This window comes from Streptomyces sp. NPDC020875 (genome assembly GCF_040641415.1).
In the GTDB taxonomy this organism is placed as follows: Bacteria; Actinomycetota; Actinomycetes; order Streptomycetales; family Streptomycetaceae; genus Streptomyces.
Window position 1 is genome coordinate 33746 of sequence record NZ_JBFADP010000016.1, and the last position, 15584, is coordinate 49329.

At 73.1% G+C, this 15584-nt stretch carries 13 protein-coding genes; 6 read left to right on the forward strand and 7 right to left on the reverse strand.

The genetic code is table 11. From position 1 onward, the window contains the following. Nucleotides 1-3: 3 nt before the first annotated feature. Nucleotides 4-1524 carry a hypothetical protein gene (locus tag AB0G74_RS11545; RefSeq protein WP_361143607.1) on the reverse strand — a complete coding sequence of 507 codons (1521 nt, stop codon included), beginning with the start codon at nucleotides 1522-1524 and terminating at the stop codon, nucleotides 4-6. Between the two features lie 426 nt (nucleotides 1525-1950). Between AB0G74_RS11545 and AB0G74_RS11550 the strand changes: the two genes are divergently transcribed. Together AB0G74_RS11550 and AB0G74_RS11555 are read left to right on the forward strand one after the other, a co-directional pair. Then, a complete protein-coding gene (locus AB0G74_RS11550; RefSeq protein ID WP_361143609.1) occupies nucleotides 1951-2301 on the forward strand; it encodes a hypothetical protein in 351 nt (116 codons plus the stop codon). 12 nt (nucleotides 2302-2313) lie between these two features. Beyond that, on the forward strand, nucleotides 2314-4725 hold the full coding sequence (locus AB0G74_RS11555) for a tetratricopeptide repeat protein (protein WP_361143612.1): 2412 nt from the start codon (nucleotides 2314-2316) through the stop codon (nucleotides 4723-4725). On the opposite strand, the gene AB0G74_RS11560 is transcribed toward AB0G74_RS11555, so the two are convergent. Further along, nucleotides 4716-5828 carry a saccharopine dehydrogenase gene (locus tag AB0G74_RS11560; RefSeq protein WP_361143615.1) on the reverse strand — a complete coding sequence of 371 codons (1113 nt, stop codon included), beginning with the start codon at nucleotides 5826-5828 and terminating at the stop codon, nucleotides 4716-4718. The two genes, AB0G74_RS11555 and AB0G74_RS11560, sit on opposite strands and share 10 nt — an antisense overlap. A gap of 101 nt (nucleotides 5829-5929) precedes the next feature. On the opposite strand from AB0G74_RS11560, the gene AB0G74_RS11565 reads away from it, so the two are divergent. Then, nucleotides 5930-6526 (forward strand): TetR/AcrR family transcriptional regulator, encoded by a 597-nt coding sequence (locus AB0G74_RS11565; protein ID WP_361143618.1) that lies wholly within the window; start codon nucleotides 5930-5932, stop codon nucleotides 6524-6526. On the opposite strand, the gene AB0G74_RS11570 is transcribed toward AB0G74_RS11565, so the two are convergent. The 3 genes from AB0G74_RS11570 to AB0G74_RS11580 all read right to left on the reverse strand — a co-directional run bounded on the left by AB0G74_RS11570 (nucleotide 6523) and on the right by AB0G74_RS11580 (nucleotide 10834). Next, nucleotides 6523-7992, reverse strand: coding sequence for an amino acid permease (locus AB0G74_RS11570; protein WP_361143621.1), 1470 nt, complete (start codon nucleotides 7990-7992; stop codon nucleotides 6523-6525). The genes AB0G74_RS11565 and AB0G74_RS11570 overlap by 4 nt on opposite strands. A gap of 227 nt (nucleotides 7993-8219) precedes the next feature. Further along, on the reverse strand, nucleotides 8220-9668 hold the full coding sequence (locus AB0G74_RS11575; RefSeq protein WP_361143624.1) for a hypothetical protein: 1449 nt from the start codon (nucleotides 9666-9668) through the stop codon (nucleotides 8220-8222). A 284-nt stretch (nucleotides 9669-9952) separates the two neighbouring features. Next, nucleotides 9953-10834: a ferredoxin gene (locus AB0G74_RS11580; RefSeq protein WP_361143627.1), complete on the reverse strand. Its 882-nt coding sequence runs from the start codon at nucleotides 10832-10834 to the stop codon at nucleotides 9953-9955. A gap of 467 nt (nucleotides 10835-11301) precedes the next feature. Here AB0G74_RS11580 and AB0G74_RS11585 point away from each other — a divergent pair, with 467 nt between their 5' ends. Both AB0G74_RS11585 and AB0G74_RS11590 read left to right on the forward strand, forming a co-directional pair. Further along, complete coding sequence (locus AB0G74_RS11585; RefSeq protein ID WP_361143630.1) at nucleotides 11302-12285, forward strand: helix-turn-helix domain-containing protein; 984 nt, start codon at nucleotides 11302-11304, stop codon at nucleotides 12283-12285. Nucleotides 12286-12706: 421 nt separating this feature from the next. Further along, a complete protein-coding gene (locus AB0G74_RS11590) occupies nucleotides 12707-13174 on the forward strand; it encodes a MarR family transcriptional regulator (RefSeq protein WP_361143632.1) in 468 nt (155 codons plus the stop codon). Here AB0G74_RS11590 and AB0G74_RS11595 read toward each other — a convergent pair. After that, nucleotides 13085-13780, reverse strand: coding sequence for a DsbA family protein (locus AB0G74_RS11595; protein ID WP_361143635.1), 696 nt, complete (start codon nucleotides 13778-13780; stop codon nucleotides 13085-13087). The two genes, AB0G74_RS11590 and AB0G74_RS11595, sit on opposite strands and share 90 nt — an antisense overlap. Before the next feature lie 461 nt (nucleotides 13781-14241). Then, entirely contained in the window at nucleotides 14242-14715 is a 474-nt protein-coding gene (locus AB0G74_RS11600; RefSeq protein WP_361143638.1) for an Rrf2 family transcriptional regulator, read from the reverse strand. Nucleotides 14716-14794: 79 nt separating this feature from the next. Here AB0G74_RS11600 and AB0G74_RS11605 point away from each other — a divergent pair, with 79 nt between their 5' ends. Further along, on the forward strand, nucleotides 14795-15538 hold the full coding sequence (locus tag AB0G74_RS11605) for an NAD(P)H-binding protein (protein ID WP_361143641.1): 744 nt from the start codon (nucleotides 14795-14797) through the stop codon (nucleotides 15536-15538). The last annotated feature ends 46 nt before the right edge of the window (nucleotides 15539-15584 follow it).

Here is a 15584-nt window from a genome sequence, read left to right on the forward strand (position 1 = left end):
ATCTCACCGCTGCCGCGATATCAGATCCGCCATGACAGTCACGGGCAGTGCGGGGTTTGCGGCTGCCGCCTCCACCACCTGCCAGTCGGGGTCGGTGAGCAGCTCTTCGATGACCGGTGGCGGAAGTGCCGCGTGACTGGCGGCTACAGGTCTCGCCCGTGCGTCTGCCAGGCAGGCGAGCAGCGCCGGTGCCGACGCATTGCGATGGCGGGCGATCTCGCGAAACGCCGTGCGCACGGATGGTTCGTGCCGGGCGAGGTCTTCCAGAAGTGCCGGAGTCGCGTCCGGGTTCACGGCCACCTTCGCGACGACCCGGACTCCGTGCCGGTCGAGCATGCCACGCAGTTGGCCTTCCGAGAGGCCCGGGTGCGGGGCGATGGACTTGACCACTTTCGCGTCGGCGTCGGCGGCCAGACCGTCGCGTACAGCGGGTGGCAGATCGCGGCGTCGGGCTATGAGCATCCGTGCCGCCGGGTTCGGTGATTCCGCCAGTTTCCCGACCTCGTCAGGGGAAGCCGAGGCGATCCGCGGCAGCAGAGTGTCGCCGACTCTGGTAGCGCCCACCAGGTGCGTCAGCACGTCGAGCGGTACGAGTGGGTTGTGGGCGACCCTGCGTCGCACTTCGGGGTCACGGTCGGTGGCCAGCACGCGGATCAGAGCCTCGCCGATCGCCGGATTCCCGGCGAGGTCGGCTCGAACACCGGGATTCGAATCCACGGCGAGCCGAGCGCAGACCTCCGACGGCAGGTCGGAACGGCCGGCGAGCGCCCAGCGGAGCAACAGCGAAGGGTGGTCGACGAAGCCGACGACGGATTCCGTGGGCGTGGCCGGGTTCCGGATCGCCATCTGCCGCATCTCGTGCCGGGCGGACTCGTGGGAGCCGTCGCAGGAGGCGCCGGGCGGCAGATCGCAGTCGAGTCGCGAGCATTGCGGATCGTGCGCGAACGGAGCCGTTTCACGGTCGCAGACCAGGCACCGCTGTGCGGGTGGCAGGCCCTCGCCGGTGAGCAGCGCCGCCAGTACGGGCGGTGGCGTGGCCTCGTTGGCCGCCACGGCGCGACGGACCTCGGCATACGGATGCGCCGCAAGCCCGGTGGTGATCTCCGGTGTCGACCACAAAGCCAGCTCCGCGACGACCTGTACGTCCGGGTCGGTGGCCAGCATCTCCATCACATCGAGAGGAAGGTTGGAGCAGGCGGCCAGTTTCTCCCGGCGCTCGACGACTGGATCCTCCACAAGGAGACGCGCCCACTCCGGGGGTGCCGCGCACGCGGCCAGCAATGCGAGCGCGACATCCGGTTGCGTCGCGGGATCAACGTCTGCGGCGGTCAGCCGACCTGTGTACGCGAGGGAGTCAGCGACTTCCCCGGTACGAGAAACCAGCGCCACCGCTTGCTCGTGGCTGAGGTCGGCGCGATGCGCGAGATTCACTGCGATCTCGGAGTCCGCGACCGCGATCAGCCGGTCGACCAGCTCGGACGGCAGGCTTAGGTTGTCGGCGAGCCCGCACAGAACATGGTTCACAGAGCAATCCTGCCCGGAACGGCACCGAACGGCTCCTGGATTTCGATGGCCAGGTGCCATCGGTAGAGCAGTGAACCGGCGAATGCCGAACTCCGCGCCATCACCCCGGCCCGCGACTGGGGAGCGAGTTCCGCCTGGGGTGGCCGAAATGGCGTGGTGTGCCCGGGACGGGTGTTGTCGCCGTGAGTGCGCGGTCGTACGTTGGAAAGTCCTGGACGGGAACGATATGGGTACGGGGCCGGGGCCCGGCCCCGTACCCCGGTGATCCGCCGTTGCTGCCGTCTCTCGCGCCCCATACACCCCACGGCCGCACAGCCGCACGCTTTTCCCGGTTCGGGCGATAACTCACGCCGGGCAACGGGACAATCGGGACAACGGGCCGTCAGCTGTCCGGCGACGGTGTGTCCGGATGAGGGAGTGCCGCCGGTGTCACGGGGATGGAAGATCGCGGTCGTCGTCGCGGCCGGGCTGGGGATCGTCTCCACCCCGGTGATCTGGCTGCTCGACGGGCCCGGCGCCGGGCAGTTGGCCGGGGCGTCCGTGCAGGCCGCCGTCGCCGTGGTCGCCCTGGTCTGGGCCGTACTCCAGCAGCCGTCACCGGCCGGGCCCACGGACCGGGCCGACCGGACGGGGGCCGCCACGGACGGCGGGGTCAGCGGCATCAGGCGGCCCGGCGGGCGGGGGCGCGGGGCCGCCACCGCCGAGCGGACCGGGGAGGCCCGGGGGCCGAACTCCGTGTCCGGTATCGATTACACCGACTCCGGCCACACCGAGTAGAGCCCCGTACTCATGGTCAAGGCGACGAAGCGCACGACGGGGAAGCCGGAGGTGTCGGCGAGCGCGACCGGCACCGGCAACGCGTACGCCTCCGGTGGCGCGGCGGCCGTCAGCGGGGTCGTGCACACCCTCAACGTCCACCCCCGCGTCCCGGCCGAGCCGGTGCCCTGGCCGCATCAGATCGGGGTCGTCCCGGCACCCGCGCGGTCCTTCCAGCACCGGGCCGAGGCGGACCGGCTGCGGGCGGCCGTCGAGGACGGCGGTACGGCCGTGCCCTCGCAGGTCCTCACCGGGATGGGCGGCGTCGGCAAGACCCAGCTCGCCGCCGACTACGCCCGTACCGCCTGGGCGGACGGCGGCCTGGACGTCCTGGTCTGGGTCACCGCCAGCGCCCGGTCCCCGGTCGTGTCGGCGTACGCGCAGGCCGGTGCCGAACTGTGCCGGGCCGACCCCGACGCCCCCGAGCAGGCCGCGAAGAAGTTCCTGGCCTGGCTGGCGCCCAAACCCGGACAGCGGCCGTGCCGTTGGCTGATCGTCCTGGACGACGTCGCCGACCCCGGCGATCTGATCGTCCACCCCGGCGACCCCGGAGACACCGGCGGCCGGTACGGACTGTGGCCGCCCGCCAGCCCGTACGGCCGTACCCTCGTCACCACCCGCCGCCGGGACGCCGCCCTGTTCGGCGAGGGGCGGCGCCGGGTCGAAGTGGGGCTGTTCACGCCCGCCGAGTCGACCGCCTACCTGGCCTCGGCCCTGGCCGCCCAGGGCCGTACCGAACCCGCCGAACAGCTTGCCGCGCTGGCCACCGACCTCGGCCGGCTGCCGCTGGCGCTCGCCCAGGCCGCCGCCCATCTCGTCGACTCCGGTACGACCACGGCCGCCTACCGCCGACTGCTGGCCGACCGCGCCACCAGGCTCACCGATCTCACCCCCGACGCCCTGCCCGACGAACAGGCCGCCGCCCTCGCCGCCGTCTGGTCCCTCTCCGTCGAGCGCGCCGACTCGCTACGGCCCGTCGGGCTGGCCCGGCCGATGCTCGAACTGGCCTCCCTGCTCGACGCCAACGGAATCCCCCAGTCCGTCCTCACCGGGGAGCACGCGCGGGCATACGTCTCCGAAGCCCGTCCCGGCCGGGCGAAGCGGCGGACCCGGTGGTGGACCCGCTGGCGGGGCGGGCGGCTGGGCGGGCGACGGCGCTCCGTCCCGCCGGTCACCGCCGAGGAGGCGTTCGGCGCCCTGCGCGCCCTGGACCGGCTCAGCCTCATCAACCACCAGCCCGGCACCCCGCACCAGGCCGTCCGGGTCCATCAGCTCGTCCAGCGCGCCACCCGCGACACCCTCACCCCCGACCGGCACGACCAAGCGGTACGTGCCGCCGCCGACGCCCTGATGGCGGCCTGGCCCGAGGTCGAACGCGATACCGATCTCGTCCAGGCCCTCAGAGCCAATACGGCCGCCCTGACCCGCACCACCGAAGACGGTCTGTACCGGCCCGCCCCGCACCCGCTGCTCCTCCACGCCGGTGACAGCCTCGGCGCGAGCGGGCAGGTCAACGCCGCCCGCGACCACTTCGACCGGCTGGTCGGCACCACTGTCCGGCGGCTGGGCCCCGACCACCCCGGCACCGTCGGCGCCCGCCGCCACCTCGCCCACTGGCAGGCGATCTCCGGCGGGCCGCGCGGTGCCGTCGCGGTGTTCCGGCGCGTACTGGCCGACTCCGAGTGGGTGTTGGGGCCCGGCCACCCCGACACTCTGGAGGCGCGAATCCATCTCGCCTACTGGCAAGGAGAGTTGGGTGACACGACCGGTGCCTTACTTGCGTTCACCGAATTGCTGGCCGACTGCCGACGGCTCCTGGGGCCCGATCACCTGCACACTCTTCACTCCCGGAAGATCCTCGCCCAGTGGCAGGGGCTGGCCGGGGACGCGGTCGGCGCGGCGGTCACACTGACCGAGCTGCTGGCCGACTGCCGCCGGGTGCTGGGGCCGGACCACGTCCTCAGCCTGATCACTTACAGCCATCTCGCGCAGTGGCGGTCGATCGCCGGTAGCCCCGGCGGCGATATCGCGATGTTCGAACGCGTACTGGCCGACTTCGAACGTGTCCTGGGGCCACGGCACACCTACACCCTGGTCGCGCGCAGCCACCTGGTCCGGCAGCGGGCGGCGGACGGGGAGACGGCCTCGGTCTTCCACCGGATTCTGGCCGACTGGCGGCGGACCCTCGGACCGGACCACTCCGACTTTCTGGAGGGCCGTGAGGACATCACCGTGCTGTACGGCCTGGCCGGGCACGCCGTCGGCGCGACGGCGGCGCTCACCGAACTGCTGGCCAGCTTCGAACGCGTGCTGGGGCCCGACCACCCCGACACCGTGAAAGTACGCGGACTGCTCGCCCGGTGGCGGGGCGACGGTCAGCCCTGAGCCGTCGGCACTGAGCGGTCGGCGCCTCCGTCCCGCCCGGCGGCGGGCCGTACTGCCCCCGTATCGCCCCCGGCGGCACCGGGCTCGACGAACGCGGCGCCGCTCTCCGCCAGTCGCTGGGCCGCGTACGCCGGGTCGAGCACGGTCTCCGGGGTGTGGATGCCCGGCGGGACGGCTTCGCCGCGCAGGCCGAGCTGCCGTTCGACCCCGAGCGCGATGCCGACCGCGGTCAGGGGCCGCTGGCCCGCCGGGTGGACGAGGTACCGGCTGACGGCGAGCGGCGTGCCCGTCGGGCCCACCCCTTCGAGGTCGATCCGGATCTCGCAGGCGGCGGGGCCGCCGCGGTGCCGGGCCGCGGACTCGCCGACGGCCAGGTCGAAGCGGACGTTCGGCGCGCCGGTCGCGAGGGCGAGGCTCGGTACGTCGAGGACGGCGATGCTTTGGCCGGGCAGGGCGACGCCGTCGGTGCGGGGCAAGTCCGCCTCGGCGTCGGGGCCGTCGATCCAGGTGAAGACGCCGTCGCGGCGGACCGTCCCCGCCGTGGTGGCGGTGGCCCACCGTTCCAGGTCGGCCGTGCCCGCGGGCCCGCCGGTGTCCGATTCGTCCAGTACGGCGCCGATCCGGATGGTGTCGATCCGGTGGAACTCCCGGGCCCGGGCCGTCTCCAGGGTCGCGAGGACGACGGTGCCCGCGCAGAAGTGGCTCGCCACCAGGATCGACGAGGCGTTCCCCCGCTGCGCGCCCGCGATCACCTCCGGCGCGATGTCCACCAGGCCGCTGGAGAGGCTGAGATAGGGCAGGCCGTGCCGCTGTGCGTAGTGCAGCCCGTTGAGGCGGTCGTCCCACAACGCGGCGACCACCGCCGAGTAGCCGTCCCCGGCCGGGCGGCCGAGATCGTCGCGCCGCAGGTCGACGGTGACGGCCGTCGCGGCGCCGAGTGTGTCGGCGACCCGCCGGGCGCGGTCGAGGTCGCGGCCCGCGATCGTCAGCGGCAGTTCCGGGTGCCACCGGCGCAGCAGGGCTGCGGTGTCCGAGCCCGCCTGCCCCGAGCCACCCAGGATCAGTACTGGTTTCGACAGTTTCATTGCGGATATCGCGAACATTGCAGACATTATGGACCCCCATTTTCGTGAAGCTACATTTTGTAGCCTACGTTTTGTAACATAGTCTGGGGCGGCGACACAACGGAGGACCGCGGAGGACCATGGCCACCACATCGACCCGGCTGTCCAAGCAGGCCAGGCGGGAGCAACTGCTCGACACCGCCGTGACGATCGTGCGCCGCCGGGGCACTGACGGCCTGACCCTGGTCACCCTCGCGGAGGCGGCCGGAGTGAGCCGGCCGATCGTCTACGACCACTTCGGCACCCGCCCCGGCCTGCTGCTGGCGCTCCACCGGCGCCTCGACGAACGGCACCGGGCCGCGATCACGCGGGCGGTGCGGGAGGCCGCGCCCACCGTCGGCGAGGTCGCCCGGGTCATCGGCGCCGCGTACTTCGCCTGCGCCGAGGAGATGCCGGAACTCGGCGCGGTTTCCGCCGCGCTGAAGGGGGACCCGGAGCTGGAGCAGGTCGGGCGCGAGATGCTCGACGGCTATACGGACCTGATGGCCGCCGCGCTGGCGCCGTACTCCGGCCTCGCGCCGGAAGCACTCCGGCTGCGGTGCGTCGGCCTGCTGGGCGCGGCCGAGGTGCTGGCCGCCGAGCTGAACCGGGGACGGGCGTCCGCCGACGCGGCGGTCACGGCGCTGACCGGGCTGATCACGGGCGGCCTCGGCCCCCGGCCCGGCTCACAGCGCTAGGGCGTGTTTCGAAGGTCCCGCCGCCGGACCAGCAGTACGTACGAACCCGCCAGCACCAGCAGCGCCGGTACGCCGACCGCGCAGGCCAGCCGCATCTCGGGGACCGCGAACCCGGTCGCGTACACCGACAGCAGGGCCGCGATGCCCAGCAGCGGGGTGATCCGGCCGCCGCGCAGCCGGAGCGTGGACGGCGGGCGGTCCGGGTCCGGGGTGCGGCGGAAGGCGAGCAGGGTCAGCAGGATCACGATCCAGACCGCGACGATCCCGAAGGTGCCGAGGGCCAGCAGCACCCCGAAGACCCGGTCGTCGAAGACGGCCGTGACCCCGGCGACCACCAGGAAACCGCAGGCCGAGAAGAGGATCGCCCGGCGCGGGACGCCATGCCGGGTGGTGGTGCCGAGGGCGCGGGGCGCCAGCCGGTCGTCGCCGAGGGAGTGGAGCATGCGTCCGGCGGCGTAGAGATTGGCGTTGGCGGCGGAGAGCGCCGTCACCAGGACCACGAAGTTGGTGACGGTCGCCGCCGCCGGGATCCCGGCCGCGGCGAACATGGTCACGAAGGGGCTGGCCTCGGTGCCGTGCCCGGCGGTGACCTCGGTCCACGGCAGGACCGCCAGCATTACGGCGATCGCGCCCAGGTAGAAGAGGGAGAGCCGCAGGACGAGGGTGCGCAGGGCCGTCCGGAGCGCCGGGCCCGGCTCCTTCGCCTCGGGCGCGGAGACCGCGACGAGTTCGATGCCCGCGAAGCTGAACAGCACGATCGCCATCACGAGCCAGATCGCCACCGGGCCCTCCGGGACGAAGCCGCCGTGCGCGGTCCAGTTCGAGACCCCCGTCGCGGGGCGTTCGGGGAGCCCGAAGACGATCAGTACGGTGCCGATGGCGATGAACGCGACGACCGCGAACGCCTTGACGGCGCTGAGGACGGACTCGGTGGTGCCGAAGCTCCGTACCCCGGACGTGTTGACGGCCGTGACGGCGGCGGCGAAGACCAGGACGGCCGCCCACAGGGGGACCTCGGGCCACCAGAACCGCAGGTAGATCGCGGCGGCCACGACCTCCGAGCCGATCCCGACGATCAGGGCGATCCAGTAGATCCAGCGGACGGAGAACCCGGCGAACGGGCCGAGGAAGCGTCCGGCGATGGCACCGAAGGAGCCGCGTACGGGGTAGGCGCTGACCATCTCGCCGAGCGCGTAGGCGACGACGAGGGCGATCAGGGCTCCGGCGGCGTAGCTGATCAGTACGGCGGGACCGGCGACCGAGATCGCGGCGCCCGCGCCGAGGAAGAGACCGGTACCGAGGGCGGAGCCCAGGCCGAGCAGGGCCATCTGGCGCCGTCCGAGGGCGCGGCGGAGTTCCGTGCCGGTCGTGCCGGATCCGTTGGGTTCGCCGGAGGGGCCGGTGCCGCTGTCGCCGTCGCGTGTGGTGGCCGCCGGGGCCGTCGGGCGGCGGGGAGCGGTGGTCACGGCGGGTCCTCTGGCGGTACGGGGTCGGGGGCGGGCCCGGTCGGGCACACGCTGGGCCGAATGACCGTTTCCGCCCCCTACGGTACCGCCCACCGCACCGGAACCGGACCGCCCGGTTCCGGCCCCGGAGGGCGAGTAGGGCCGGTCCCGGGGGACGGGTGGGGCCGGATCCGGGGCAGTCCGCGTACCGCCCCTGATCCGGCCCCGGCCTTACGGCGCGCCGCGCGTCAGGGCGTGAGCCCCGTACCGGCGCTCCACAGCCTGCCGATCCCGCCGACGGCCGTCGTCTCCTGCCAGACGGCGGTGGTACGGCTCTCCGGGCCGCCGACGACCTGGCCCTGGGCGACCTCGGACGGCCCGGTGCTCAGGGTGTGGGCCGTGGTCCAGCTCCCTGCGGCGGTCCGCCCCGCGTAGTGCACGGTCTGCGGGGAGCCCGACGGCGCCTGCTGCGACCACAGCACGTGGACCGTGCCGTCGGGGCCGATCTCCGCGTCGTACTCCTCACGCGGATAGCCGGTCGACAGCCGGTGCGGCGCGGACCAGGTGCCCGTGGCGGGGGAGCGGGTGACGGCCTGGAGATCGAAGGAGCTGGCGCCCGCCCCGTGCCAGACCAGGGTGATCTCGCCGTTCGGGGCGACCAGCGGGCTGATCTCGCCCACACCCGTGGACGCGACCGGGGTCGCCTGCTCCACCGGTCCCCACTGAGTGCTGCCCGCCGGGCGGACGGCGATGTCGATGGTCTCGTTCGTCCAGGTGCCCGTGGGGCTGCTGAGCCAGGAGATGACGGCCGAGCCGTCGGCGGCGAGGGTCGCGTTGGCGCCGCCCGCGTCGACCGTCGCGGCGGAGAGCGCGCGCGGCACGGTCCAGGACGTGGCCCCGGCGGTCCGGTCCACCGCTCGCACGGTCCTGCCGTCGGCCCGGTTCTCGGTCCAGACGACGGTGGCGGTGCCGTCCGGCCCGAGCAGGGTGTCCGGGCCGCCCTCCAGGGTCTCGGCGGGCGTGTTGTCGAGCTGGACCGGGGCCGACCAGGCGGCGCCGGTGCTCGCGCGCTCGGCGACGTAGACCGCGGTGGCCCGGTTCTCGTACCGGGACCAGGAGACGATCGCCTTGCCGCCCGGGCCCACGGCGGTCGACGCGTCGATGTAGTTGACACCGGCGGCGATGTCGACGGGCGCCGAGAAGGCCGTACCGCCGGGGGCGAGGACGGCCGTCCGGACCGTGTTCGTGGCCGCCCGCTTGATCCAGGTGAGGGTGAGGGAGCCGTCCGGGCCCGGTACCAGCTCGACGCTCTCCAGACCGGTCGGCAGGGTGTCCACGACGACCGGAGTGCCCCAGGCGGCGCTGTTCGCGGGCCGGATCGCGATCTGGAGGTCCATCTGCCCGGACCCGGGGGTCTCGCGGTACGAGACCGCGACGACGTCCCCGCTCCCGGTGGTCCGTACGTCGACGACGCTGACCCCGTCCGTGGCGGTCGCCGACAGGCTGGTGGGGGTGGACCACGGTCCGGTGACCCCGGCGCTCGCCGGGCCCCCGGCGAGCAGGGCGGGGGCGAGCAGGGCTCCGACGAGCGCGGTACGCGCGGTCCACCGGCGCCGGGCGACCGCGCCCGTAGTGGCGGTGATGTCGGTGGCGGCGGTCGCGTTGCCGGGTGCCTGCGGCTGGACCTGCTGTCTCAAGGAAGCCTCCGTGGCGTCGCTGCTGCTGCTGTTGCTGCGGGCGGGCACGGGGGAACGGGCCGGGACCCGCGAAGTCCCGGCCGACGACGGTCGACTTGTCGACCTCCCCCGCACGATCGCCCGGAAGCTACCACCGGTTCCGAATCACCGCAGGACAAAGGGGGTGGAGGGGGTATCGCGGCAGGTGATCGCATAGCCGCGCCCCGGATGGGGAATCAATCATTCCCCGCCGCGGCGCGGTTGGCCGCCCATGGCTCCCATGGATTCCACGGCGCATCGGGCCGTCACCAGCGCACCGCCGTGAAATCGATCGGCCGGGGCCGCATCAGCGCCGCCCGGTCCGCCAGGGCCAGGAGACGGCTCCGGGTCTCGGCGGCCGGTAGCCGCCGTCGCTCGCCGTGCCCCGGCAGGACCCACTCGCAGCGCAGCAGCCCGGCGGTACGGGCCAGCGATACTGCCAACTCCTCTACGGAGTACCAGGTCACGCTCTCCGCGATCTCGAAGTCACCGGTCGTACGGGACCAGTAGAAGCTGTCGCCGCTGAAGCAGTAACGGTCGTCCGCGAGATAGAGCACGCTGCCCCGGGTGTGGCCGGGCAGCGGATGGACGGTGACCCCGGGGGCGATCTCCCGGGGCTCGGTCCCGCTGACGACCCGGTCCGCGTCCGGGGCCGCGTCGAGATCGCCCTCGTGGATCCAGAGCCGGGCGCCGTAGTGGTCGGCGTATCGGCGGCCGTGCGCGGCGTGGTCGCGATGGGTCAGCAGTACGTCGGTGACGGGGCCCGCGACGGCGGCGTACCGGTCGGCGAGTTCCCGGTTCCACCGCGGTGTGTCGATCATCATCGCGGTGCCGGAAGGGCGCCGTAACAGATAGGAGTTGGCGCCCGCGGTGTGTGTGGAGTTGTGGCCGCAGAGCAGCACGGCGCCGGTGTCGTCGATGCCCATCGGGAAGGGGTCGAGCGCCGGATCGAGCCGGAGTCCGGGGCCGGGGTGGATGGAGCGGGTGGGGCAGGCGTAGGCGGCCGTGTGCAGCAGCCGGACCTCGGTCTCGCCGTCCGGCGCGCGGACGATCCGGGAGGCCCCGTCCGCCTCGGTGATCAGACCGGGCGCGAGTTGCCTGGCCACATCGCAGTTCGTACAGCGGTCGTCCACGTACCAGCCGGTCACGGCGGGCTCCTTCCGGAAGGGGGCGGCGGCCGGGGGCGGTTCCCCCCGGGTGCGGCGACGCGGGGGCCGCCGTAACCAGGGATAACGCGGGCGCGACCGGGATCGGTAGCCCCCGCGGATCTAGTACTTCCGCTTGAGGCGCCATCCTTTCGGTGGCAGGAGGGGTGTTTTGCGGTGGTACGCCATGAATTGCTCCCGGCCCGGCCTCGCCCCTGGCCTCCGCCCCGCAGGGCCGTCGTACCGCCGGAGAGGAGGCGGCGATGCCGACCACCGCAGGAATTCGCTCAGTTCGGCGGGTCTTCGAGTCGCCGTCTTTACGCGGCGGCGTCTTTCCGGGCCGGCGGCGGGCCGCGCCCACGTCCGAACGCCCGCCCGGCGGCCTGATCCGTACCCCCGCCGTACCCGGTCCTTACGGCCCACTGTCAGGGATACGGCCTCCTGACGCGCCACTGGGTACGTTCGATGCCATGGCAGTGATCGCGTTCCTCTTCGCGGACGGAGTCCCCGGCCATCACCTGGGCATCGCCCCCATGGTGTTCACCACGGCCGCGCGCACCGTCCGGACCGCCGCGTACGACGTACGGGTCGCCTCCGCCACCGGGACGGTCATCACCGGGGATCCACCGCTCGGCCTCTCCACCCCCTGGCGGCTCGACGCGCTCGACGGCCTCGGCCCCGCCGACACCGTCTTCCTCGCCGGGCACGAGCGCTACCGGGAACCCCCGCCGCCCGCGGCGGCGGCGGCGCTGCGCGACTGCGCCGAGCGGGGCTGCCGGATGGCGGCGGTCGGTACGGGCACCTTCACCCTCGCCGCCCTCGGCCTGCTCGACGGGCGCCGGGCCACCACGTCCTGGCCGCATACCCGGGAACTCGCCCGGCTCCACCCCCGGGTGACCGCGGTCCCGTCCGGCGACCCGGCCACCGTCGACGGCCCTTTCCACACCTCGGCCGGGATCTTCGGCGGGGTCGACCTCGCCGTCGACCTGGTCGAACGGGACCACGGGGTGCTGATAGCGGCGTCCGTCGCGCGGCGGATCGTGATGCCGCTGCACGACCAGACGGTGGCGGACGCGGCCGGACTGGAGCGGGCGCGCGCCGAGCCGACGACGCTCGGGCCGACCCTGGAGTGGCTGGCGACCCAGTTCCACCGGCCGGTGACCCTCACCGAGATCGCCGACCACGCGCGGATCAGCGTCAGTACCCTCAACCGCCGCTTCCGGGCCCAGACCGGGCACTCCCCGCTCCAGTACTTGTTACGGGCCCGGCTCCACGAGGCCCAGCTCCTGCTGGAGAACACCGCCGTACCGATCGAGGGCATCGCCCGCCGGACCGGCTTCGGCTCCGGCGCGAACCTGCGCCACCACTTCACGCGGCTCACGGGCACGGGACCACGGGCGTACCGCGCGGCGTCCCGGGTCCTGGCGGCGACGCTCGCCAAGTCGGCGGAGTGAGCCGGCTCGGGGCGGGCCGGGGGCCCGGTTCGGAGCTGACCGGCTCGGACCGGTCGGACCGGAGCGGACCGGCGCCGACCGGTCGGGCCGGATCGGATCGGGTCGTCCGCGGTGATGCGACGGATCCCGCCAGGGGAGAGCGCGATGTCTGTCCGGTTCAGGACGAGTCGCCTAGACTTTGGCCGCCGAGGGCCCCCGGGGTAACCGACTCCGGTGCAATGCCCGCCGCCGGTGTTCAGCGCCGCTGTGAACGGCTGTGAAAAACATGAATCATAGCCCCGGCCGATCCTCCCATACTCTCCACTTGCCGATAATTTATGAAGAAAACAATCCCGAGTAGGATACGGGGAGCGCGGGTTCGACCCCCCACGGCGCGGAAAGCGCGCGACTGTGCGGGAAAATGCCGCGAAAGAGGAGAGACGTGAAGAAACCCGCATCGGGCAGGTCTCCGGTGTCATTGGAGGGGCTGGCCGCGAAGGCCGCCCTGCTGGCCCGGCTGGTGAATACCGGGGCCCGTGCCGCCGCTTCCGAAGCCGGTCTGACCAAGGCCGACGCGGATGTGCTGACGGCCCTGAACGCGGCTCCCCGGCAGCAGCTGCGGCCGACCTGTATCGCGACCGCCTGCGGGCTGTCCTCGGGCGGTACCAGCAATGTCGTGCTGCGGCTGGCCCAGGCCGGATACGTCAACCGGGAGGCGCACCCGGAGGACGGCCGCAGCTCCTGGGTACGGCTCACCCGGGAGGGCCGGGCGCTCGCCGGGGCCGTACTGGAGTCGGCGGCGCGGGACCACGCCGTGCTGCTAGAACGCCTGCCGTCCGGAGTCGCCGACCAGCTCGACGAACTTCTCGACACCGCCCTGGCGCACCTGGGGGACCGAACCGCCCGGTAGCCGGGTTCCCGCAGCGGCGGAGCGGTCCCGTTCGGCTGCCGCGACCAGGCGGACGAGCTGCCCCTCCGTCGGGAAGCCCTCCAGCCGGTAGCCGCCGATGTCGATGGTGGGCGTCAGCCGGACGGGCGGCCGTCGCGCCGGTGCCGGTGCCGGTGCTCCGGGCCGCCGGTGGGCGTGGAGCCGTGAGCCGACCGCCGCGGTGAAGTCGTCCCGGTCGAGCCCCGCTTCCGCGGCGGCCCGGGCCAGCACCCCCGGATCGCCGATGTCCTGGGACCGGGTGAAGAACGCGGTGAAGACCCGCTCGGTGTACTCGTCGCCGCGACCGTGGTCGACGGCGTACCGGTGGCCCAGCGCGGCGGCCCGGGTGGCGACCGCGCACGGGGGTTTTCGGTCCACTGCCACCTCCAGCCGCCCGGCCAGCGGCCGCACGCTGTGCCGCCACACCCGGGCCGCCCAGACCGGATCGCTCAGAACCCCGCGGTCGATCGTGCACGCGTGCCAGGAGACCCGGGCACCGGTGCCCGCCAGCTCATCCGGCAGCGCGCGCCGGAGCAGATAACTGAAAGGGCACCCGAAATCGAACCAGACCTCGATCGCAACGGCCATTGCACGTATCGCCTCTCGGTACCAGCGTCAGGCATCATGCGTTAGCCGGATCCCGGCGTGCCCTTTTCAGCGATCGCGGGCGTGACGCACGATGCTCCCCCGTTCACGCCAGGACGAAACGGCATGCGCCGCTACCGCCGGGCATAAACCCTGTCCCTCGGGCAGGTCGTACGAGCCCCCGCCTTCGACACATCAGAGGGAACCATATCCCCCTCGTGATGACTGCACATTTCAAGCCAGACGTATAGATTTTGCCGAAAAAAAGAAAGGCCGGAATGCCCCGCTCGAATCCGGGGTCGCCATGGTGTCGCGGCATAAGCGGACTGCCTCGGGGGCCGTCCGTCCGGTGGGAGCGCCCGCCCGGCGGTTCCGGCGGGTTCGCCCCGGCAGGCGGGGTGACGTGGCGGTTCCGCCCGCCCGCCCGGTGTCCGGCCGCCGCGCCCCGCCGGGGCGTTACGGAGTCATGCCGCGCCGGTGATCCGCCGCCGGGTGCGGGGCGGCGCGGTGGCGGGAAGTCCGGCGACGATATCGGCCAGCGTGACGCCGGAAAGACTGTCCCGCCAGGCCCGGTGCGCGTCCGCCATCTTCTCGGCGAGCACACAGGTCCGCCGGCAGTCCTCGGGCGGCAGGGCGCCCAGCCCCCGCTGCCGGATCTCCCGGCACTCGTAGGGCGCGGACGTGCCGTCGACGGCCTCGACGATGTGGAGCAGGGTGATCTCGGCCGCGTCCCGGGCCAGCCGGAATCCGCCGCGCGGGCCGGTGGTCGCCGTCAGCACCTCCGCCCGGACCAGCATCTTGAGCTGCTTGGCGAGATAGGGGGCGGGCAGGTCGTAGTACCGCGCGAGTTGCGCGGCCGAGGCCGTGTCCCCCGCGTCGAGCTGCGCCAGCGTCGTCGCGCAGTGCAGCATCCATTCGGTACTTCCGGGCAGCTTCACAAGCAAATCCTATCGCAGACAATATGGACCTCTCATGTCCGTGATAGCGTCGCGCCGTCGTCGAGAGAAGGAGATCAGCATGCGGATCGCCGTTGCCGGTGCGACCGGGAACATCGGTGCCCTGACCGTGGCCGCCCTGGAGCGCGACGGACATCAGGTCGTACGGATCAGCCGCTCGCTGAAGGTGGATCTGCTGACGGGCGAGGGCCTGGACGAGGCCCTGGCCGGAGTCGACGCCGTCATCGACGCGACCAACTGCACGGCCTCCGACCCGGAGGAGACGGTGCGGTACTTCGGCACCACCACCCGGAAGCTGCTCGACGCCGGACAGCGGGCGGGCGTCCGCCACCATGTGCTGCTGTCGATCGCGGGGGTCTCCCGGGTCGAGGGCAACGCGCACTACGCGGGCAAGCGGGAGCAGGAGCGGCTGGTCGCCGAGGGGCAGGTGCCCTGGACGATCGTGCCCGCCACCCAGTTCCACGACTTCGCCGAGATGGTGACGAGCTGGACGGAGCAGGACGGGGTGGCCACCGTCGCCCCGCTGCTCGTCCAGCCGATCGCGCCCGCCGACGTGGCGGACGTCCTGGCCGAGATCGCCGTCGGCGACCCCAAGGGGCACTACGTCGACGTCGCCGGACCCGAGCCCCAGGACCTGGTGGACATGGCCCGCCGTACCCACCTGGCCCGGGGCCGCGAGGTACGGCTCGTACCGACCTGGTCCGGGCTGTTCGGCCCCGCGATGGCCGGTGACGTGCTGCTGCCCGCCGAGGGCGCCCGGATCGCGCCCACCACGTTCGACCAGTGGCTGGCCGGACTGGGATAGCGGGCGGCGGCGCGGCCCGTCGGCGGGCCGGTGGCTCCGGGGTGCG

Bases quoted from the DNA above. Each gene is read 5' to 3' on its own strand.
- AB0G74_RS11555 (WP_361143612.1), top strand. From the start codon at position 2,314: ATGGTCAAGGCGACGAAGCGCACGACGGGGAAGCCGGAGGTGTCGGCG.
- AB0G74_RS11560 (WP_361143615.1), bottom strand. From the start codon at position 5,828: ATGTTCGCGATATCCGCAATGAAACTGTCGAAACCAGTACTGATCCTG.
- AB0G74_RS11565 (WP_361143618.1), top strand. From the start codon at position 5,930: ATGGCCACCACATCGACCCGGCTGTCCAAGCAGGCCAGGCGGGAGCAA.
- AB0G74_RS11585 (WP_361143630.1), top strand. From the start codon at position 11,302: ATGGCAGTGATCGCGTTCCTCTTCGCGGACGGAGTCCCCGGCCATCAC.
- AB0G74_RS11595 (WP_361143635.1), bottom strand. From the start codon at position 13,780: ATGGCCGTTGCGATCGAGGTCTGGTTCGATTTCGGGTGCCCTTTCAGT.
- AB0G74_RS11605 (WP_361143641.1), top strand. From the start codon at position 14,795: ATGCGGATCGCCGTTGCCGGTGCGACCGGGAACATCGGTGCCCTGACC.